This is a genomic window from Winogradskyella bathintestinalis (assembly GCF_030407435.1).
Taxonomy (GTDB): domain Bacteria; phylum Bacteroidota; class Bacteroidia; order Flavobacteriales; family Flavobacteriaceae; genus Winogradskyella; species Winogradskyella bathintestinalis.
Window position 1 is genome coordinate 81,965 of record NZ_JASDDK010000003.1, and the last position, 20,848, is coordinate 102,812.

Annotated in this window: 15 protein-coding genes; 9 read left to right on the top strand and 6 right to left on the bottom strand. The window is 34.6% G+C overall.

The genetic code is table 11. The features are described 5' to 3' along the window. The first annotated feature begins 47 nt into the window (after positions 1-47). Together ahr and QMA06_RS09930 are read left to right on the top strand one after the other, a co-directional pair. On the top strand, positions 48-1,052 hold the full coding sequence (gene ahr, locus QMA06_RS09925) for an NADPH-dependent aldehyde reductase Ahr (RefSeq protein ID WP_290206696.1): 1,005 nt from the start codon (positions 48-50) through the stop codon (positions 1,050-1,052). Positions 1,053-1,241: 189 nt separating this feature from the next. Then, positions 1,242-2,066 carry an alpha/beta hydrolase gene (locus QMA06_RS09930; protein ID WP_290206697.1) on the top strand — a complete coding sequence of 275 codons (825 nt, stop codon included), beginning with the start codon at positions 1,242-1,244 and terminating at the stop codon, positions 2,064-2,066. Between the two features lie 55 nt (positions 2,067-2,121). On the opposite strand, the gene QMA06_RS09935 is transcribed toward QMA06_RS09930, so the two are convergent. Beyond that, positions 2,122-3,600, bottom strand: a complete 1,479-nt coding sequence (locus QMA06_RS09935) for a helix-turn-helix domain-containing protein (protein WP_290206698.1) — start codon at positions 3,598-3,600, stop codon at positions 2,122-2,124. Between the two features lie 119 nt (positions 3,601-3,719). On the opposite strand from QMA06_RS09935, the gene aceB reads away from it, so the two are divergent. Continuing rightward, positions 3,720-5,312, top strand: a complete 1,593-nt coding sequence (gene aceB, locus QMA06_RS09940; RefSeq protein WP_290206699.1) for a malate synthase A — start codon at positions 3,720-3,722, stop codon at positions 5,310-5,312. A 91-nt stretch (positions 5,313-5,403) separates the two neighbouring features. After that, positions 5,404-7,032 carry an isocitrate lyase gene (locus QMA06_RS09945; protein ID WP_290206700.1) on the top strand — a complete coding sequence of 543 codons (1,629 nt, stop codon included), beginning with the start codon at positions 5,404-5,406 and terminating at the stop codon, positions 7,030-7,032. A gap of 198 nt (positions 7,033-7,230) precedes the next feature. Here the strand turns inward: QMA06_RS09945 and QMA06_RS09950 are convergent, their stop codons facing one another. From QMA06_RS09950 to prfB, 4 genes are all read right to left on the bottom strand, one after another. Then, a complete protein-coding gene (locus tag QMA06_RS09950; protein WP_290206701.1) occupies positions 7,231-9,762 on the bottom strand; it encodes an outer membrane beta-barrel family protein in 2,532 nt (843 codons plus the stop codon). 128 nt (positions 9,763-9,890) lie between these two features. Further along, entirely contained in the window at positions 9,891-10,352 is a 462-nt protein-coding gene (locus QMA06_RS09955) for a hypothetical protein (protein WP_290206702.1), read from the bottom strand. 9 nt (positions 10,353-10,361) lie between these two features. Continuing rightward, complete coding sequence (gene arsC, locus QMA06_RS09960) at positions 10,362-10,703, bottom strand: arsenate reductase (glutaredoxin) (RefSeq protein WP_290206703.1); 342 nt, start codon at positions 10,701-10,703, stop codon at positions 10,362-10,364. A 22-nt stretch (positions 10,704-10,725) separates the two neighbouring features. Next, a protein-coding gene (gene prfB / locus QMA06_RS09965; protein ID WP_290206704.1) for a peptide chain release factor 2 occupies positions 10,726-11,830 on the bottom strand; the annotation gives its coding sequence in 2 pieces (ribosomal slippage) (positions 10,726-11,766 and positions 11,768-11,830; 1,104 coding nt in all). Positions 11,831-11,965: 135 nt separating this feature from the next. On the opposite strand from prfB, the gene QMA06_RS09970 reads away from it, so the two are divergent. Both QMA06_RS09970 and QMA06_RS09975 read left to right on the top strand, forming a co-directional pair. Next, on the top strand, positions 11,966-14,368 hold the full coding sequence (locus QMA06_RS09970; protein WP_290206705.1) for a zinc-dependent metalloprotease: 2,403 nt from the start codon (positions 11,966-11,968) through the stop codon (positions 14,366-14,368). A gap of 130 nt (positions 14,369-14,498) precedes the next feature. Further along, entirely contained in the window at positions 14,499-15,518 is a 1,020-nt protein-coding gene (locus QMA06_RS09975) for a threonine aldolase family protein (protein ID WP_290206706.1), read from the top strand. Positions 15,519-15,676: 158 nt separating this feature from the next. Here the strand turns inward: QMA06_RS09975 and QMA06_RS09980 are convergent, their stop codons facing one another. Further along, the gene (locus tag QMA06_RS09980; RefSeq protein WP_290206707.1) at positions 15,677-16,000 is read right to left on the bottom strand and encodes a YbaB/EbfC family nucleoid-associated protein; all 324 of its coding nucleotides are present in this window, start codon (positions 15,998-16,000) and stop codon (positions 15,677-15,679) included. Between the two features lie 205 nt (positions 16,001-16,205). Here QMA06_RS09980 and QMA06_RS09985 point away from each other — a divergent pair, with 205 nt between their 5' ends. From QMA06_RS09985 to QMA06_RS09995, 3 genes are all read left to right on the top strand, one after another. Further along, a complete protein-coding gene (locus tag QMA06_RS09985; protein WP_290206708.1) occupies positions 16,206-18,269 on the top strand; it encodes a S9 family peptidase in 2,064 nt (687 codons plus the stop codon). Between the two features lie 71 nt (positions 18,270-18,340). Beyond that, on the top strand, positions 18,341-19,378 hold the full coding sequence (locus QMA06_RS09990; RefSeq protein ID WP_290206709.1) for a PLP-dependent cysteine synthase family protein: 1,038 nt from the start codon (positions 18,341-18,343) through the stop codon (positions 19,376-19,378). A 210-nt stretch (positions 19,379-19,588) separates the two neighbouring features. Beyond that, entirely contained in the window at positions 19,589-20,848 is a 1,260-nt protein-coding gene (locus QMA06_RS09995; RefSeq protein WP_290206710.1) for an aminotransferase class I/II-fold pyridoxal phosphate-dependent enzyme, read from the top strand.

The following is a 20,848-nucleotide window of genomic DNA, read 5'->3' on the forward strand; positions in this document are numbered from 1 at the left end:
TTGATTTGCTTTTTTCTTAACTTTAAAGAAATAGAAAATTTAAAATTATGGAAGTCAATGCATTTGCGGCAAAAAAGGCTGGCGAAGATTTAGAGAAATTCAATTATAACTTACCGGTAATTGGCAAAGAACACGTCGATATTAAAGTCCATTATTGTGGCTTGTGCCATAGTGATTTAAGTATGGTTAATAATGATTGGGGGAATTCGAAGTTTCCACTTGTTCCTGGTCATGAGATTGTCGGTGAAGTTGTCGCTTTAGGTGATGAGGTTAAAGGACTGAAAAAAGGAGACAAAGTTGGTTTAGGCTGGTTTTCAGAATCTTGTATGCATTGTGATCAATGTATGGACGGGAAACAGCATTTATGTAGTGATTCAGAAGGCACCATTGTTGGTCGCCATGGCGGATTTGCAGATCATGTAAGAGGGCATTGGTCTTGGGTAACTAAATTACCAGATGGTATTGATATGTCTAAAGCTGGCCCACTGTTCTGCGGTGGCATTACGGTTTTTAATCCAATTGTACTATCTGGCGTGCAACCAACCGATAAAGTTGGAGTCATTGGTATTGGAGGCTTGGGCCACATGGCCTTAAAATTTTTAAAAGCGTGGGGTTGTGAAGTTACAGCGTTTACATCTAACAAAGATAAAACAGAAGCCTTAAAGAAAATGGGCGCACATAATGTTGTGGATTCTACGGATTCTAAAGAATTGGAAAGTATAGCAGGTTCGTTAGATTTTATTTTGAACACTACTAATGTGAAACTCGATTGGGTTGCATTTTTAACCACCTTAGCACCACAGGGAAAATTGCATACGGTTGGTGCTGTTTTAGAGCCCATGGAAATTCCTGCTTTTAGTATGATTAGCGGTGAAAAATCCGTTGGGGGAAGTCCACTCGGAAGTATAGCCTTAACAAGAAAGATGTTAGATTTCTGTGTAAGGCATGATATTTATCCAGCTGTTGAAGAATTTAAAATGGAAGATGTCAACAAAGCTATTAAGCATTTACATGATGGAAAAGCAAGATTTAGAGTAGTGTTGAAAGCTTAAAATGGAATGCGTTAACCTATGAATGGATTCGAATAATTTTACCTGATGATTTGATGTAATTTTATATCATCTTCAGAAATAATGATTTGAAAAAATATCGATAGTTGGTAGAATCGATAGGTTGATGGTTGAAAAGCGTCTCTAAAGTATTGGAGACGCTTTTTTAATGTTTATACTAAACTATATAAAATGACAAAAAATTATTCATTACTAATATTGGCTGCATTATTTTGTGTGAGTTGTGCTTCAAAAAAGTATAAGGATATTCCTTATCAAGACAACGAGACTGTCAACAATTCACATCAACTCAATGTATTTAAACCTCGAAATTCAAGTATTAAAAAGCAACCTGTTGTCATTTTTGTGCATGGAGGTTATTGGACCGAAGGAGATAAGGATATTTACGGTTTTCTCGGTCGAAATTTTGCGAAGAATGATATCGTCACAGTTATTCCGTCATACACTTTGAGTCCAAATGGAAACTATAATACTATGGCGCATAATGTTGTAGAAGCCTTAAAATGGACAGAAAATAATATTGAATCATTCGGTGGTAATTCAGAACAAATATATTTAATGGGCCACTCCGCTGGTGGACATTTAATTGCGCTTGTAACCACTAATCCAAAATATTCTGAAGATACAAATTCCGTAAAGGGAGTAATTCTTAATGATGCAGCCGGTCTAGATATGTATTCTTATTTGCAGAAAAACCCACCAACTACGGAGTATCATTACCTAACTACTTGGACTAAAGATCCGAAATTATGGAAAGATGCATCTCCGTTATATTTTATGACTGACAAGATGCCTCCTTTTTTAATATATGTAGGTCAGAAAACATATGAATCCATTAAAACCCAAAACGCAAAATTTGTCGAAAAATTAAAAAATTATCAACCAAATGTTGAAGCGATCTACTTGGATAAAAAACATGTGCCAATGATGTCTCAGTTTTTTTGGCCTTGGAATGATCGTTATGATGAAATTTCAGCGTTTATAAATAAGAATTAATTTATTCGAATTTTGTTATTAAGTTATCCTGCCTAATCACAATCAATGTTAAGTTTTAATTGCTGAATTTTTCCTGTAAATTACGCACCACATCAGCAATTTTTTCATCCTTTTGCTTCGATAGAATAATTTTTGGCTCTACTTGTCTAACATCGCAATTCTGTATAGTACAACGCTCACAAGTTACACCAACTTGAGTGGTAGGTAAAGATTTACTTTTGGCAAACCCCACCTTTCTATTAAATTGATTGTTGATTTGAATTCCAATACTGACACTTCTATAACTCTCAGCTACAAATGGATCTGCTGTCGCAGAAGACAATACTAAATAGCTTTTCGCTTCATTTGGATAGTTAGAAATCTGAATTCCAAACTCGTGAGATTTGTTAGATTTACAGAGGTCTTGTATAACTTTTAGGGATATCCATCGTCTGCAATAGTGTTCATTAGTCTCATTGGCATGCGGAGATTGTTGTTTGGATAGATGCAATTCTTTATTCAATTTAAAATTTGAACTATTTTTTTTGTGAGAAAACCTTAAAAAGAATAGGCTCTTTAAGTTGAAATCTTTTGGTAATATATTAGTCATCCTTTGGTAAATGGATTCAGGGGATGCATTGTAGTTGTTTATAATGTGTTCAAAATCAGTATTTCTGAACGATTTTTTAGAGAATAACGATTTTAAATCGGCAACCAATCTAGCTCTTGGAATAATTAATGCACCAGCAAAATATGACGCGTAGAAATTATTGAGAACCTGATCAAAGTTTTCAAATTTAATCCAAGAAAAGGTGTAAAGTCGTTCACTGATATCTAAATAGTTATAAGCAATTTCTTTAGCATAAATAAAAGTTTTTTGCGCATCGTCAATATGTTTTGCTAATAACAGTGTTTTCGTTTTAGGCACGAAAACCGAACGTAAATTATCTAAAGCAGTGTGTGATTCTAATTCAGAGGTATTAATTGTGTAACCGTATTCTTCAACCAAAATCTCTTCGAGTTCTTTAGAATGAAGTGGTTGTGTTAAATCCACTTGATAGGTTTTTGCAACAGCAATAACGGCTTGTTCCAAATGATTAAAATAATTATTATTAGCTTCCTGAAAAGACCGTACCGAAGCTAAATAAAAACTTTCTTTACTAAAACTATAATTTTTGGCAATCTCAATAATGGTACTTATAAACGCGGTTACTTTTGAAGGAGCGTTCGATATGATGTCTATCATGGTACTTTCCTGAATCCCGAATAACTCTAACGGAATTTCCTTTAGCAATTTTGACTGTAAAATTTCACCAATAGGTGCTAAATTTTTATCCAATTTTAATGAAACCATTTCATCATAGGGTACATCTAAATGTTCAGATAAAGCAGCAATTTTGTCTGGCTTCGGATATTTTTTTCCCTTTTCAATTTCATTGAGATAGGATTTAGAAAGTCCAGATAATTTAGAAAGACCAAACAGCGAGAGCTCTCTGTCTGTGCGGATTTGTTTAAGTTTTAATCCAAATATTAGTTTAATATAGTCTTGTTCCATAATCACAAATATACTATAATTTGCGAACTTATATTTTTAGCGAAATATAATATTTAGCGAACGTTCGCTTGTGTTTTTGAAAAATAGGTTGTAACATTGTTTTATCAAAATACATCAATATGGAAATTACAGCACAACAAAAAATGAAATTCGCTCCAGAGGTGGCCGATTTTTATCCAGCACTTTTAACTGAAGATGCCCTCAAGTTTCTTTCAATATTACAAGAGAACTTTAATGCAACGCGTTTAGAGTTATTAAATCGACGCGAAATGGAACAATCCGTTTTTGATAAAGGTGTTTTTCCGTCGTTCCCAGCAGAAACGAAATCCATTAGGGAGTCAGATTGGGTTGCAGCAGAAATTCCACAAGATTTATTAGATCGTCGTGTGGAGATTACAGGACCTGTAAATCGAAAAATGGTGATTAATGCTTTAAATTCTGGTGCAAAAACTTTTATGGCAGATTTTGAGGATAGTAATGCGCCAAGTTGGAAAAACAGTTTAGAGGGGCAACAAAATTTAAAGGACGCTAACGAACGAACTATTGAACTCATAGATGAAGCACGCGGAAAACATTATAAACTCAACGACGAAACGGCTGTGCTTTTAGTGAGACCAAGAGGTTTGCATTTAAACGAGCGGCATCTGTTAATAGATGGGCAGGAAATGTCTGGAAGTTTGTTCGATTTTGGACTATATGTGTTTCACAATTCTAAACCCTTAATGGATAAAAACTCTGCGCCATATTTCTACTTGCCAAAGTTAGAACACTATTTGGAAGCACGCTGGTGGAATGCAGTTTTTGAGTTTGCTCAAAATTATTTAGAAATTCCCAACGGCACTTTTAAAGCGACATTACTTATAGAAACAATTACAGCAAGTTTTCAATTAGATGAATTTATTTATGAACTGAAAGAACACATTGTTGGCTTAAACTGTGGCCGATGGGATTATATTTTTTCATACATCAAGAAATTTAGAAATCATGATGGATTCATAGTGCCAAATCGCGACCAAGTGACCATGGAAACCCCGTTTATGGCCGCGTATTCTAATTTGGTTATTCAGCGATGTCACAAACGAGGAATTCATGCTATGGGAGGAATGGCAGCACAAATTCCAATTAAAAATAATCATGAAGCTAACAAAGCAGCACTGGAGAAAGTAAGGATTGATAAAGAGCGTGAAGCAAAAAATGGACACGATGGTACTTGGGTGGCGCATCCTGCTTTGGTTAGCGTAGCAATGAGCGAATTTGATAAATATATGCCCACGCCAAATCAAATTTTTAATAAGCGTGAAGATCTAACAGTAACAGAGGCGGATTTAGTGGAATTGCCACAAGGTACCATTTCAGAAAAAGGCATTCGAAAAAATATGAACGTCGGAATTTTATATCTCGAAGCTTGGTTAAGAGGTTATGGAGCGGTTGCACTTTATAATTTAATGGAAGATGCCGCAACAGCAGAAATATCTAGAACCCAAATCTGGCAATGGTTAAAGAATGAAGCCTTTTTAAATGATGGGAGAATTTTCAATAAAGCTTTATTTGACACCTTGTTTAAAGATGAAGTTGAAAAAATTACAACCGAAATAGGAGAGGGCAAGATTAAAAACACCAAATTCTCAGAAGCGATTGCGCTCTTTAAGAGATTGGTGACCCAAAGAGAATTTGAAGAATTCTTAACGCTTTCCGCATATCAATATATTTAATATTTAAAAAAAATGTCTCGCAACTACTGGAATAGATTACGAGACCTAACTATCAAAATTTGGAATAAACATTAATAATCAAAACAAAATTATGAAAAATTTATCACAAAGTAACTACCGTTCGGCATTACAAACCGTAAGAGATTTAAAAGAAAAATATGGACAAACTTGGAAAGCCATAAATCCTGAAAATGCAGCAAGAATGGTTGCTCAAAATAAATTTAGTACTGGTTTAGATATTGCGAAACACACCGCAGCCGTAATGCGAAAAGATATGGCTGAATACGATGCAGATTCATCAAAATACACACAGTCTTTAGGTTGCTGGCATGGATTTGTAGCACAGCAAAAAATGATCGCTGTTAAGAAACACCACAAAACGACTAGTAAACGATATTTATACCTTTCTGGTTGGATGGTAGCGGCGTTACGTTCAGAATTTGGACCTTTACCAGATCAATCCATGCACGAAAAAACGGCAGTTCCTAGTTTAATAGAAGAGATTTATGATTTCTTGCGCCAAGCAGATGCTATTGAACTGAATGATTTATTTAGACGTCTAGAAAACGGTGAAGATGTACAGAATGCTATCGATAATTTTGAAACCCATATCGTTCCTATTATTGCGGATATTGATGCTGGTTTTGGAAATGAAGAAGCCACCTATTTATTAGCTAAAAAAATGATTCAAGCTGGAGCTTGTGCTATACAAATTGAAAATCAGGTGTCAGATGCCAAACAATGTGGTCATCAAGATGGCAAAGTAACCGTTCCGCATGAAGATTTTGTGGCAAAATTAAATGCGGTGCGTTATGCTTTTTTAGAATTGGGTGTTGACGATGGAATTATAGTTGCTAGAACCGATTCTGAAGGTGCTGGATTAACTCAAAAATTACCGGTAAGTCAAGAAGCTGGGGATTTGGCTTCGCAATATTTAGCATTTGTAGACGCTAAAGAAGTGGCTATAGAAGACGTTAAAGATGATGAAGTGTTATTGAAAAGAGATGGGAAATTAGTACGTCCCATAAGATTATCAAATGGGTTGTATAAATTTAAGGATGGTTCAAATATCGATAGAGTAGTATTAGATTGTATAACGAGTTTGCAAAACGGTGCCGATTTATTATGGATCGAAACTCCGACACCAAATGTGGAGCAAATTGCCCATATGGTTAATAGGATTAGATCAGTTGTGCCGAATGCTAAATTAGTGTATAATAATTCTCCTTCTTTTAACTGGACCTTGAATTTCCGGAACCAATCTTATGACGAAATGCTTGCAGAAGGTGAGAATATGACGGCTTATGATCGTAATAATTTAATGGACGCTCAATATGATAATTCAGAATTATGCCATAGAGCAGACAAAAAAATTAGAACTTTCCAAAGAGATGGATCAAGGGATGCGGGTATTTTTCATCATTTAATTACTTTGCCAACTTATCATACAACAGCTTTGCACATGAATGATTTAACTGAAGGCTATTTTGGTGATGAAGGCATGTTAGCTTATGTAAGGGATGTACAACGACAAGAGATAAGAAAAAGCGTGTCCTGCGTAAAACATCAAAGAATGGCAGGTTCAGATCTTGGTGATGATCACAAATCATTTTTTGCAGGCGATAAAGCTCTAAAAGCTGGTGGCGGAAAAAATACCTCGAATCAATTTGAAGTTAAAGCAACCAATAGCGTTAATGATACGTTAGGGGAGGTTGCTTAAATTTTGAAATTAGATAAGTCATTAAAATTCAATTCCATTAAAAAAGCACATTCTTTGCTGAATGTGCTTTTATCGTATTATTCTTATTAAATTTTGGATACTTTAGAAAGGTGTTATTTCTAACTTTTATTGATGTTCAAATTGTTTATTAATACAATTTTCTACAAACCAAATCTCGAATATATTATACTAAGAATATTAGCCTTCGAAATCAAAGTCATCTTCTCCGTTAGCTCCTTCACCTCGTCCAGAACGCTCACGTTTGTTGAGTTGCTGGTTAAATCTATAAATTAGAGATAAGTTTATCTGTCGCTGTCTCCATTGATTTTCGCTGTACCGCTCAAAGAATTCTGTAGTTGTTGTGCCTTGTCGTTTTCTTGAGTTTAATAAATCACGAACACTTAAAGACATCGTAAGATTATTGTTTAATAATTCCTTACTGAAAGCTAAGTCAATGGATAAAATACCATCTGAATCCGTTTGTGCATCTTGTTGCGCCCCTCTATAAAACGCATTAGTTTGCCAGTCAATTTTTAATGGTAATGAAACTTTAGAACTAAAGCGTGCAAACCAACTGGTATTCTTAGCGCTATAATCTACTCCATTAAAATCGCCATCTGTTTCAAACTGAAAAACATTAAAACTAGAATTTAGGCGTAACCATTTTGCTGGGGTGTATAAAAAACCTAACTCAGCACCTGTACGTTTGTTCGAAGACAGGTTAATAGGAATTGTTCTAATAATATTAATTCCTGTAGTTTGTTGACCTGTGTTTTCTTCCACACGTTCAAAAGAATCCGTTTCGTGCTGGTAATATATAGATGTCGTTAATGTAAAGTTTTCCCAGCGTTTTAAATACCCTAAATCGAAAGCGCTAGAATAAGCAGGTTCTAAATTAGGATTTCCTTGAAAAACGTTGGTTCTACTAGACCTAGATGGGAATGGATTAATATACCATCCACGAGGACGATTAATCCTTCTGTTGTAGCCAAGTGTAATGCTTTCTTCTGTATCTGAATCTGGATTATTTAAGTTATAAATAAGATTAACCGTTGGAAAAAGACCCAAATAATTATTGTCGAAATCTGTATCAATAGGAAAATCATATTCTGCTTGCAGTTCTTCTTCTGTTAAGCGCGAATCAATTTTTCCTTTAAGCTGTGTATGTTCTAATCTTAAACCTAATAAAAAGGAGAACTTTCCGAATTTTGTTCCATATTGAGAATAAATAGCATTCACATTTTCATCATAGTCAAAAACATTAGACACATTTTCATTGATGTCTAAATTACCAGTTGTTTCATTTTCTTGGTTTAAACGATAATCGGTAACTTCATTTTCGTAATTTCCTCTAAATCCTGCTTCAAATCTAGAATCTTCTCCGATAGGTAAAACGTAATCTGCTTGTATCAAGAATTCTTTTTGATCTTCATCTGTAAGTTCTTGTTCAATTTGAATAAAATCTGGATCAATTTGATCGCTAAAAACATAATCTTCATTTAAGAATGTAGATCCTTCTTCCTTATCTTTTTCGTATTGAAAATCAACCGTCAACTTATGGTCTCTATCGTCTCCAAATTGTTTAACATAGTTAAGCGCAAATTGGTAACTGTTGTCTTCTTCTACTTCTTTTTCGCGTCTCAAAGTTCTTTCAACTATAGCGCCATTATTGTAGCGATCACTTTCATTTAATGAAAGATCAGCATCGCTACCCAATCTATAGAATAGGCTACCTGTAATGGAAGATGTTTCGGTAAGAAAATATTCCATACCTAAACTCACATTATAATTTCTATTTAGACGTTCCACTTCTTGGTCTTCAATAATTCTTCTAAAATCTGGTGTATTTACTGTACCGTCGTCTAAAAGTTCGTCAAAATAGGTGACATCATTATAGCTATTTCTTGGAGCATCAAAATAACGCCATCCTAAATTGGTGAAGAGGTTATATTTTTCGGTACGATAATTTAAATTTGCAGAAAGTCCAACATTATCAGGGTTTCCTGCTGATAAACTCACAGACCCATTAAAGCCTAAGGTTTCCTTTTGGCGTAAAATTATATTTAAAATACCAGCCGTTCCTTCAGCATCATATCTTGCGGAAGGAGACGTGATAACTTCTACACGCTCAATCGCTTCTGCAGGGAGTTGGCTTAAAACGTTGCTATCACCAAATCCGGCTAAGGCTGATGGTTTTCCGTTTATTAAAATTCTTACGTTTTCATTACCACGGAGGCTAATAGCTCCTTCAATATCAACGGCAACAGAGGGGACATTGTTTAGTGCGTCACTCACAGTTCCGCCGGCAGTTGTAATATCCTTGCCAATATTATAAACTTTTTTATCGAGTTTTATTTCAACTGTAGTTCGCTCTGCAACGACTTGAACTTCATCAAGAGATTCAATATCTAAAGCAAGAGCTACAGTGCCCAGATTAATATTTTCGGTGATGCTTTTATTGTTGTAGTTTTTTGTTTTGTAGGATATATATTCAACAATAATATCGTAAGTTCCTACGGGCACGTCGGTACTGAATTTACCTTCAGAATCCGTAATCTCACCAGCGACAATATTATTATCGGGTTTAGATTTAAAAGTGATTGTGGCATATTCTAAGGGAATATTGGTGTCCTGTTCTACAACAGAGCCCTCGACGGTAACTTCATTTTGAGCGAAAGAAAAGGTAAAGGAGAAAATTAATAATAGTTTAGAAAAAAGGTGTGGTCTCATTACAATTGTATAAAGGTTTATGACAATAAGACTTGCAAAAATACCTTTAGTTTAACTGAAATAGGTTAATCTTATGTTAAAGCGATTTGTTAAAAAATGCACTATTAATTTAACCGAAAATTTAGACTTTATTCATTTTTATTTCTCTTATTTCTACGTTTTTTCTTCTTCTTTTTTACGACTTCCTTTTCATCAAAATCACCCTTAATCATTTCTTTAATTTTAGACATGTCTCCTTCAGAAATAAGTTCTTCAATATCTTTAAAATGTGTATTTTCTAAATTTTCAATAGCATTTTTGCGATCAAGACTATGATCAAATCTTGTTTTTAAAATAATCATTCTTTCGTCAAAGAAACTATTTATATGCTGTTTTACGATATGTTTTTGAAATTCATCCGCTTCTAAGGTCGTTATAAAGTTATCAATAAACTCTTGCTTGCGCTCATTCATTTTACGCTCTCTAGTTTCAATTTCTTTCTCAGACGGTTCTCGGTTAGTCTGCGGAATATCATTCATGTGTCTTCGTCGTTGAGCATGAATATTTAAACCGAGAATAATGGCGAATAAAATTAAAATTGTCTTTTTCATTGTGTAATATTATATGATTTCTAAAATAGATTCTGGTGGTCTACCAACTACCGCTTTGTCGCCGTTAACCACAATAGGGCGCTCTATTAGCTTTGGATGGTTTACCATAGCTGCAATAATTTCATTATCTGAAAGTGTTTTGCCTTTATAATCCGATTTCCAAATGGTCTCATTTTTTCGGACTAATTCTATTGGTTTTATACCTAATTTAATAATAATATCTTCCAGTTCTATAGAGGTAAAATCGTTTTCAAGATATTTAATGATTTCAAATGATTTACCAGATTCCTCTAGTATTGAAAGTCCCTGTCTTGATTTTGAACATCTTGGATTATGGTAAATTTTGATCATAGCTTTTTTTAGTTTATTACAATTATAATGCCGAATCTTCTTTCTGTCCCATCATCATTAAATAGGCTTTTAAGAAAGGTTCTATATCTCCATCCATAACAGCATCTACATTACCAGTTTCGTGGGCAGATCGCACATCTTTAACTAATTTGTAAGGATGCATAACATAATTTCTTATTTGGCTCCCCCATTCAATTTTCATTTTACCTGCTTCAATATCATCGCGTTGAGCCATCTGTTTTTGCAGTTCTATTTCGTATAATTGGGATTTCAACATTTGAAGCGCTCTGGTACGATTATCGTGTTGAGAACGTGTTTCAGAGCATTGAATTTGAATGCCTGAAGGTTTGTGTAGTAACTGTACTTTGGTCTCAACCTTGTTAACATTCTGTCCGCCGGCTCCACTAGACCGCGCAGTGGTAATTTCTATATCTGATGGATTAATGTCAATTTCAATAGAATCATCAACCAAAGGATAAACGTAAACTGAAGCAAAACTTGTATGCCGTTTAGCATTACTATCAAAAGGTGAAATTCGTACCAAGCGCTGCACACCATTCTCCCCTTTAAGCCAACCGAAGGCAAAATCTCCTTCAATCTCTAAGGTCACCGTTTTTATACCGGCAACATCCCCATCTTGCAGGTTAAGTTCCTTTACTTTGTAGCCGCTTTTTTCGGCATACATTAAATACATGCGCATGAGCATGCTAGCCCAATCGCAAGATTCTGTGCCACCAGCACCAGCTGTAATTTGGAGCACCGCACTTAAGCTGTCTCCTTCTTCCGAAAGCATGTTTTTGAATTCTAGTTTTTCGATGGCATTTTCTGCCGCCTCAAAACGATTCTCTACATTTTCCATGGGAGCTTCATCTTCTTTGTAGAATTCGTAGATGACTTCTAAATCTTCAAATAAGGTTTTTGCTGCATTATAATCATTTACCCAACTTTTTTTCTCCCGAATGGATTTCATTACCAATTCGGCAGCTTTAGAATCATTCCAGAAATTGGGATCGAAAGTTTGTTCTTCTTCGTTGGCGATTTCTATAAGTTTGGCATCTAAGTCAAAGATATTGTCTAAGTATGTCTAGACGGGAATTTAGATCTTTTATTTGATCTGATGTTATCATAAGTAAATAAATTTTATGCAAATATAAGTTGCCGTATTAAAGTGCCATAATTTTGAATAGTTTTTTTAGAAATTCCGTAGTTTTATCACACACTAATAATCTCATAATTTTGAGACTATTGTATTTATTTTAAATATGAAAAAATTAGCTTTCCTTATTTGTTTTATTTGTTGTAATCTTCAATCTCAGTCTTCATTTTTAGATAAGAAGGACCTTAAAGCGTTTGAAGGTTACTTCAACTTTTACTATGAAGAAAGTACGGATAAAATTTATCTTAAGGTTACTAAATTAAATGATCAATTTCTGTATGTTAATTTCTTAGCTTCTGGTGTGGGCAGTAATGATATCGGTTTAGATAGAGGACAATTAGGGGGAGAACGTATTGTCTATTTCAAAAAAGCAGGTAATAAACTATTGCTGATTCAGCCAAATTTAAAATATAGGGCAAATACCGATAATGCACTAGAAAAGAAAAGTATAGAACAGGCTTTTGCAACGTCTGTGTTGTATGGATTTAAAATTTTATCGGATAAAGATGGCGAATATCTTATAGATTTCACTCCGTTTTTATTGGAAGATTCTCATGGTGTGGCTAATCGATTAAAAGCGAAAAAAGAAGGAACTTATAAATTAGATGCATCAAAAAGTGCGTTGGCATTAGATCGTACTAAAGCATTTCCTCAAAATGTTGAGTTTGAAGCGTTATTAACCTTTAAAGGAGAACCAAAAGGACGCAACTTGCGCAGTGTAACACCGACCAGTTCTTTAGTTAGCGTAGTATTACATCATTCGTTTGTAAAATTGCCTGATAATAAATACAAACCAAGAATATTTGATCCACGAAGCGGTGCAATTTCCATGTCGTTTTTAGATTATGCAACACCTATACACGAGGATATAAAAAAGCGAATCATTGTTAGACATCGTTTAGAAAAAAAGCATCCTAATAGTGAGATCAGTGAGGCCAAAGAACCAATCGTTTATTATCTGGACCCTGGTACGCCTGAACCGGTGCGATCTGCACTTTTGGAAGGAGCACGTTGGTGGAATGAAGCCTATGAAGCTATTGGCTTTAAAGACGCATTTCAAGTAAAAATGCTACCCAAGGATGCCGATCCAATGGATTGTAGGTATAATGTAATTCAGTGGGTGCATCGCAGTACAAGAGGTTGGAGTTACGGTAACAGTGTTGTAGACCCAAGAACAGGCGAAATAATTAAAGGCCATGTAAGTTTAGGTAGTTTACGTATTCGTCAAGATTATATGATTGCCCAAGCGTTAATGAATAAGCCGTTTGCTGAACGCAATGATAACTATAAACCTATGTTAGATATGGCTTTAGCACGTATCAGACAATTGAGTGCTCATGAGGTAGGGCATACTATCGGTTTTGCACACAATTTTGCCGCTAGCACCAACAATAGAGCTTCCGTAATGGATTATCCACATCCTAAAATTTCTCTTAATAATGGTAATATAGATTTTGAAAAAGCCTATGCTACAGGGATTGGTCAATGGGATAAAGTTACTGTGGCTTACAGTTATTCAGAATTTGATGAATCCGCAGACGAGAAATTGGCTTTAAGAACAATTTTAAAAAAGGCACAAGATGATGGACTGCGTTTTATTACAGATTCAGATGCAAGGGCATCTGGTGGGGCACACGCTTTTGCACATTTATGGGATAACGGCAAAACTCCAGATGAAGAATTGAATGCTGTTTTGGAATTACGTCAGCAAGCTATAGAAAATTTTTCAGTAGATAACATTAAGGCTTATGAGCCTTATTCAGTCTTAGAAGATGTTTTTGTGCCTTTATATTTTTATCATCGTTTTCAGGTTGAGGCAGCAACTAAAATTATAGGAGGTTTGGATTATAATTATGCTGTGAAAGGGGGTGGACAGTTAACGTCTAAAACAATTGATGTGGCAACACAACGACGTACTTTAAGTGTTATTCTCAAAACACTAAATGCAGAAACGTTAACAATTCCAAAAAATACGTTGAGCTTATTTCCGCCGAGAGCGTTTGGTTATGGTCGTACTCGAGAATCGTTTAAAGGAAAAACAGGTGTCAGTTTCGATCCGTTGAGTGCGGCAAATACAGCTAGTGACATGACATTAAAATATTTATTACATCCGCAACGTGCTAACAGGTTGATTCTACAAAAAAGTTTAGATGAAAACCAATTGAGTTTAGAAACTGTTTTAAATCAACTTTTAAAAAATGCTTTCGGTAAAATATATGAGGATTCCTATTTATCTGAAATTCAACAGCAAATCAACGTTAATGTTTTAAAATATTTAATGAATTTAGCTGTAAGTGATGAAAGTTATTTTCAAACTAAAGCAATAGCCAATAAAACAATTGTGGACTTATCAACTAAATTTTTAGATCTTGATGCATTAAATATGCAGTACAGATTGATGATTAAAGAATTTTATGAACATCCGGAAAAATTTAAAATAGAAAGTTCTCCACAAATTCCAGATGGTTCACCGATTGGTAGTGGTGTCTGTAATTACAGTGAAAATTAAAATAGTATTTGTGATTGAGCATTAAAGATTTCAAAACATCTTTTTAATGAAGCTAGCTTATATGTATGTTCATACCAAACAAAAAATATGTTTAACTAAATAAGATTCCCAATTTATACGGGCAATAAATATGATAATAGACCTAAGAAGCGATACGGTTACCAAACCGAGTAAAGGCATGTTAGATGCTATGATAACAGCAGAAGTTGGCGACGATGTTTATAAGGAAGATCTATCAGTGAATGCTTTAGAAAAACGATTAGCAGATATGTTCGGTATGGATGAAGCCTTATTTTTTCCAACGGGCAGTATGGCCAACCAAGCCGCTTTAAAATTGCATACCAATCCTGGAGAACAAGTAATTTGCGACAAGTATGCACACATTTATAATTACGAAGGTGGAGGAGCGTCTTTCAATAGTGGCATTTCTTGTAAATTAGTCGATGGAAACCGCGGAATGTTTACTGCAGCACAAGCCGAGGAATCCATAAATCCACCAGATTTTTATCACAGTCCGTTGACATCTTTAATAGCTATTGAAAATACAACAAACAAAGGAGGCGGTGCCTGTTGGGATTTTGAGGAATTAAAGAAAATAAGAACGGTGGCCGATGTGCATAATTTAGGCTATCACCTAGATGGTGCACGACTTTGGAACGCATTTATAGCTAAAAATGAAAATCCAAAACAGTATGGAGAATTATTCGATACTATTTCCGTGTGTTTAAGTAAAGGTTTGGGTTGCCCAATGGGATCTGTACTTATTGGTAATAAAGATAAAATGAAAGGTGCATTGAGAGTTCGTAAAATTCTCGGTGGCGGTATGCGTCAAATTGGTTTTGCTGCTGCTGCAGGTTTGTATGCTCTAGATAATCATTTTAATCGTTTAGCAGAAGATCATAAAAAAGCAAAAGAAATAGGCGAAGTGCTAGCAAATTTAACTACCGTAAAAAAAGTAGAACCTATAGAAACTAATATCGTAATTTTTGAATTGAATGACACTATGAGTGAAACGCAATTTTTGAATAAATTAGACGAAAAAAATATAAAGATTATAGGAATGGGCAGTAATAAACTACGTATGGTAACCCATTTAGATTATACAGATCAAATGCACAACAAACTATTAGAAAGTCTTAAGAGCCTTTAATAATACCAATAATTATCCAATTTAACTTGTTGAAATCGTTCAATATAGTACATCCCTAAAAAAATTAATACATTAAGCGAAACCATTTATCTTACAGAGTAAAGTAAAGATTAATCACCCACAGATTTTTCAAGGTTTCATGTGTAATCGTTACGTTTTTATTTAAACATGTCCATACCAGGAATATTAGGCATACCTTCTTTGGCTACGGCAGCGACTTCAGTTTCGTGAACGTTAGTCGCTTTTTCAATCGCTTTATTTAACGTAAGAATTAAATAATCTTCTAACATATCTTTATCTTGAAGTAACTCATCATCTATAGCTATAGATTTAATAGTTCTATTAGCGGTTATCGTTACTTTTAATTTGTTATCGCTGCTTTCTTCGTCAATTAAAACGGTGTGTAAACGTTCTTTTGTTTCTTCAACTTTCTTTTGGGCTTCTTTTAATTTGCCCATCATTCCCATCATATCTCCAAACATATATTGTATTATTTTAAATTATTAGTTTTTTCATCTGTATATATTTATTTCATTTAAGGTTAAAAACGAAAAGTTAAGATGAGTTCAATGCAAAATTACTAAATTGCGTCACTTTTTGAACAAAAATTTTCATAAAACACCAAAATATCCCCGAGGGTTAAAATCCACTTAATCGAGAACGATATTGAAATAAATTCAGCATAAAATGACAAAAATTTCTGTAGTGAATCCACCTATAGCTAAAAAAATACCACATCAATTAGAAATGCATGGCGATATTCGCATTGATAATTATTTTTGGATGAAAGATAGAGAACATCCAGAAGTTACCGATTATCTTAATTCAGAGAATGATTATTGTGAAGCTGAAATGGCACATACAAAAGAATTTCAGAAAGATTTGTTCGAAGAAATGAAGGCGAGAATAAAAGAAGATGATTCGTCCGTACCTTATAAATACAATGGTTATTGGTATATCACCAAATTTGAAAAAGGAAAAGATTATCCTATCTACACACGAAAAAAAGACACTTTAGACAATCCTGAAGAATTATTATTCGATTGTAACGAGATGGCTGAGGGTGAAAATTATTTCAAATTAGCAGGCATCAGTATCAGTCCGGATAATAAATTGGTGTCCTATGGCATTGATACTACTGGAAGACGAAATTATACCATTCATGTCAAAAATTTAGAAACTAACGAAGTTGCCTTGGATCGTGTGTTGCACACCACAGGTTCTTCAAGTTGGGCAAATGACAATGAAACTTTATTTTATACTAAAAAAGATGAGGTTACGCTAAGGGCATTTCAAATTTATAAACACCGTTTAGGTGATAATTCTGAAGATGAACTTGTTTTTCAAGAAGGAGATGACACTTTTGGAGTGGCCGTCTATAAAACTAAATCCAGAAAATTTATCATTATTGCTTGTTACAGTACGTTGACTAACGAATATCATATTCTCAACGCCAATAATCCTGAAGGTAGATTTAAAGTGTTCCAACCAAGAATTAGAGGTTTAGAATATAGTATTTCTCATTACGATAAGCACTTTTATATTCTTACTAATAAAGATAAGGCCACCAATTTCAAACTCATGAAAACGCCTGAAACGGATACTGAAATTGGAAATTGGAGAGAAGTCATGGCGCACAGAAATAATACCTTAATTGAAGGCATCGATATTTTTAAGGACTATTTGGTGGTCAGTGAGCGCCGTAATGGCTTAAATGAAATCAGGATTAAACGATGGGATGGAAGCGAAGATTATTATTTACCGTTTGATAATGAAACCTATACAGCCTACACGGGAACCAATGTAGAATTTGATACGGAAATATTGCGTTACGGCTATAATTCAATGACGACACCTTCATCAGTTATTGAATTCAATATGCGAACCAAAACGAAAACAGTTTTAAAAGAACAAGAGGTTTTAGGCGGTAAGTTTGATAAAAACAATTACACGTCTGAGCGTATTTGGGCAACCGCAGACGATGGCACTAAAATCCCCATGTCTGTTGTGTATAAAAAAGGCATTGAAAAAGACGGTACCAATCCCTTGTTGCAATATGCTTATGGAAGTTACGGTTCTACAATGGATCCTTATTTTTCAACCATACGATTAAGTTTATTAGATCGTGGATTTATCTATGTAATTTCGCATATTAGGGGCGGTGAATATTTGGGACGTGATTGGTATGAAAACGGAAAATTGCTGAACAAACAAAATACATTCTCAGATTTTATTGCTTGCTCTATTCATCTTATAAAAGAACGCTATACTTCTGCAAAACACTTATATGCTATGGGTGGAAGTGCCGGTGGTTTATTGATGGGAGCCATTATAAATAAAGCTCCGGAATTGTACAACGGAATTATTGCAGCCGTTCCTTTTGTAGATGTTATCACCACGATGTTAGACGATTCTATTCCATTAACAACTGGGGAATATGACGAATGGGGAAATCCAAATGACAAATTATTTTATAATTATATAAAAACCTATTCGCCTTACGATAATGTTGAAGCTAAAGCGTATCCAAATATGCTGATTACAACAGGATTACATGATTCGCAAGTGCAATATTGGGAACCTGCAAAATGGGTAGCAAAATTGCGAGACATGAAAACAGATGCCAATAAACTCTATTTAAAAACAAATATGGAAGCCGGTCACGGTGGAGCTTCAGGACGTTTTGAAAGTTTAAAAGAAGATGCCGAAGAGTTTGCTTTTTTATTGGATTTAGAAGGAATTTCGAGGTAATTCAAAAAAAAATGTTACTTTTGCGAGGTTTTAGGTGTCTAATAAATAACGACTACTGAAAAATTTCGTTTATGAACAACAACAAAAATGTATTTGATAATGTGTTACAGTTAATCGGTAACACTCCCTTAATCAAATTAAATAAAATAACCGCTAACTTCGATGGTGATTTTTATGCCAAAGTAGAAGCGTTTAACCCAGGTCATTCTTCTAAAGACAGAATCGCTTTACATATTATTGAAGAGGCCGAACGTCAGGGTATTTTGACTCCTGGTGATACCATTATAGAAACGACATCAGGTAATACAGGTTTTAGTATTGCTATGGTTAGTATCATTAAAGGGTACGAATGTATTTTGGCTGTAAGTTCTAAATCGTCTGCAGATAAAATAGACATGCTGAAATCAATGGGAGCAAAGGTATATGTATGTCCGGCGCACGTTAAAGCAGACGATCCACGTTCTTATTACCAAGTAGCAAAGCGCCTGCATGAAGAAAATAAAGGTTCTATTTATATTAATCAGTATTTCAATCAATTAAATATTGATGCGCATTACAATACTACTGGTCCAGAAATTTGGGATCAGACCGATGGTCAAATTACACATTTGGTAGCTTGCAGTGGCACTGGAGGAACAATTTCAGGAATTTCAAAGTATTTAAAAGAACAAAACCCAAACGTAAAAGTGATTGGTGTTGATGCTTATGGTTCTGTGCTTCAAAAATATCATGAAACACGTGAGTTTGATGATAAAGAGATTTATCCATACAGAATTGAAGGTTTAGGTAAAAACTTAATCCCTACAGCAACTGATTTTGATGCTATCGATAAGTTTGTAAAAGTTACAGATGAAGAAAGCGCACATACCGCCAGAGAAATTTCAAATACGGAAGGTCTTTTTGTAGGTTATACAAGTGGTGCTGCCATGCAAGCTATTAAGCAATTGCAAGAAGAAGGTGAGTTTAAGTCTTCTGATAAAATTGTGGTGATTTTTCCAGATCATGGGTCACGTTACATGAGTAAAGTCTATAACGATAAGTGGATGGAAGATCAAGGCTTTTTTGATAGTAAGTCTGAATTACAAGCCACTATTGAATATATTAAGTAATCACCCTATAACGATATAGGCCTATTACAAATAACGTAATAGGCTTTTTTATGTTCAAAACTTAGTTAATAGTTCGAAAAAATAAATTATGTGGTCATCATATAATTACCTAATTTTGCAGACACTAACTAAGTTAATTTAACTAATGTTGAAAGTGTGTTAATGCTCAATTCTTAGCGTGTAGCACATAATTAATAGCAATTTTAAAGTATGAAGGATTTATTTGAAAAGATTTATAGAGATAAAGGACCATTAGGTAAATGGGCAGCGCAAGCAGAAGGGTATTTTGTATTCCCTAAACTTGAAGGGCAGATCTCTAATAGAATGAAATTTCAAGGAAAGGATGTTATTACATGGAGTATTAATGATTATTTAGGCTTGGCAAACCATCCTGAAGTTAGGAAAATAGATGCTGAAGCTGCGGCAGATTACGGTTCAGCGTATCCTATGGGAGCACGTATGATGTCTGGTCACACTGATTTGCACGAGCAATTACAAAAAGAATTGGCCGAATTTGTTAATAAAGAAGCGGCTTATCTTTTAAATTTTGGATATCAAGGTATGGTTTCTACCATTGATGCCTTGGTTGCGAAAGACGATATTATTGTTTACGATGTCGATTCACACGCTTGTATTATTGATGGTGTGCGTTTACACATGGGAAAACGCTTTACATATAAACATAATGACATTGATAGCTTAGAAAAAAACTTAGAACGTGCTACAAAAATGGCAGAACAAACTGGAGGTGGAATCTTAGTGATTTCGGAAGGTGTGTTTGGCATGCGTGGGGAACAAGGGCGATTAAAAGAAATTGTGGCTCTTAAGAAAAAATTCAATTTTAGATTTTTCGTAGATGATGCCCATGGTTTTGGAACTCTGGGTAAAACTGGAGCAGGAGCAGGTGAGGAGCAAGGAGTACAAGATGAGATCGATGTTTATTTTGCAACCTTTGCTAAATCTATGGCAAGCACAGGAGCATTTATTGCTGCTGACCAAGAAATTATAGATTACTTGAAATATAACTTACGTTCACAAATGTTCGCTAAGTCCTTACAAATGCAACTCGTTGTTGGTGCATTGAAACGTTTGGATATGTTGCGTACTATGCCAGAATTAAAAGAAAACCTTTGGACAATTGTAAATGCGTTGCAATCGGGATTAAAGGAACGTGGTTTTGATATTGGTACTACACAAAGTTGTGTAACTCCAGTATATTTAAAAGGTAGTATTCCTGAAGCGATGGCTTTAGTAAGAGATTTACGAGAAAACTATGGCATATTCTGTTCAATAGTAGTCTATCCTGTAATACCAAAAGGAATGATCTTATTAAGAATGATTCCTACAGCAACGCATACATTAGAAGATGTAAGGGAAACTCTAGATGCTTTTGATGCTATTAGAGAACGCTTGGTAAACGGTACTTATAAAAGAATGTCTGCAGCGTTAATTGCTGCCATGGGTGAATAA

Bases quoted from the DNA above. Each gene is read 5' to 3' on its own strand.
- QMA06_RS09955 (WP_290206702.1), bottom strand. From the start codon at position 10,352: ATGAAAAAGACAATTTTAATTTTATTCGCCATTATTCTCGGTTTAAAT.
- QMA06_RS09945 (WP_290206700.1), top strand. From the start codon at position 5,404: ATGAAAAATTTATCACAAAGTAACTACCGTTCGGCATTACAAACCGTA.
- aceB (WP_290206699.1), top strand. From the start codon at position 3,720: ATGGAAATTACAGCACAACAAAAAATGAAATTCGCTCCAGAGGTGGCC.
- QMA06_RS09970 (WP_290206705.1), top strand. From the start codon at position 11,966: ATGAAAAAATTAGCTTTCCTTATTTGTTTTATTTGTTGTAATCTTCAA.
- QMA06_RS09930 (WP_290206697.1), top strand. From the start codon at position 1,242: ATGACAAAAAATTATTCATTACTAATATTGGCTGCATTATTTTGTGTG.
- QMA06_RS09985 (WP_290206708.1), top strand. From the start codon at position 16,206: ATGACAAAAATTTCTGTAGTGAATCCACCTATAGCTAAAAAAATACCA.
- QMA06_RS09995 (WP_290206710.1), top strand. From the start codon at position 19,589: ATGAAGGATTTATTTGAAAAGATTTATAGAGATAAAGGACCATTAGGT.
- arsC (WP_290206703.1), bottom strand. From the start codon at position 10,703: ATGATCAAAATTTACCATAATCCAAGATGTTCAAAATCAAGACAGGGA.
- QMA06_RS09975 (WP_290206706.1), top strand. From the start codon at position 14,499: ATGATAATAGACCTAAGAAGCGATACGGTTACCAAACCGAGTAAAGGC.
- QMA06_RS09935 (WP_290206698.1), bottom strand. From the start codon at position 3,600: ATGGAACAAGACTATATTAAACTAATATTTGGATTAAAACTTAAACAA.
- QMA06_RS09990 (WP_290206709.1), top strand. From the start codon at position 18,341: ATGAACAACAACAAAAATGTATTTGATAATGTGTTACAGTTAATCGGT.
- ahr (WP_290206696.1), top strand. From the start codon at position 48: ATGGAAGTCAATGCATTTGCGGCAAAAAAGGCTGGCGAAGATTTAGAG.
- QMA06_RS09980 (WP_290206707.1), bottom strand. From the start codon at position 16,000: ATGTTTGGAGATATGATGGGAATGATGGGCAAATTAAAAGAAGCCCAA.
- QMA06_RS09950 (WP_290206701.1), bottom strand. From the start codon at position 9,762: ATGAGACCACACCTTTTTTCTAAACTATTATTAATTTTCTCCTTTACC.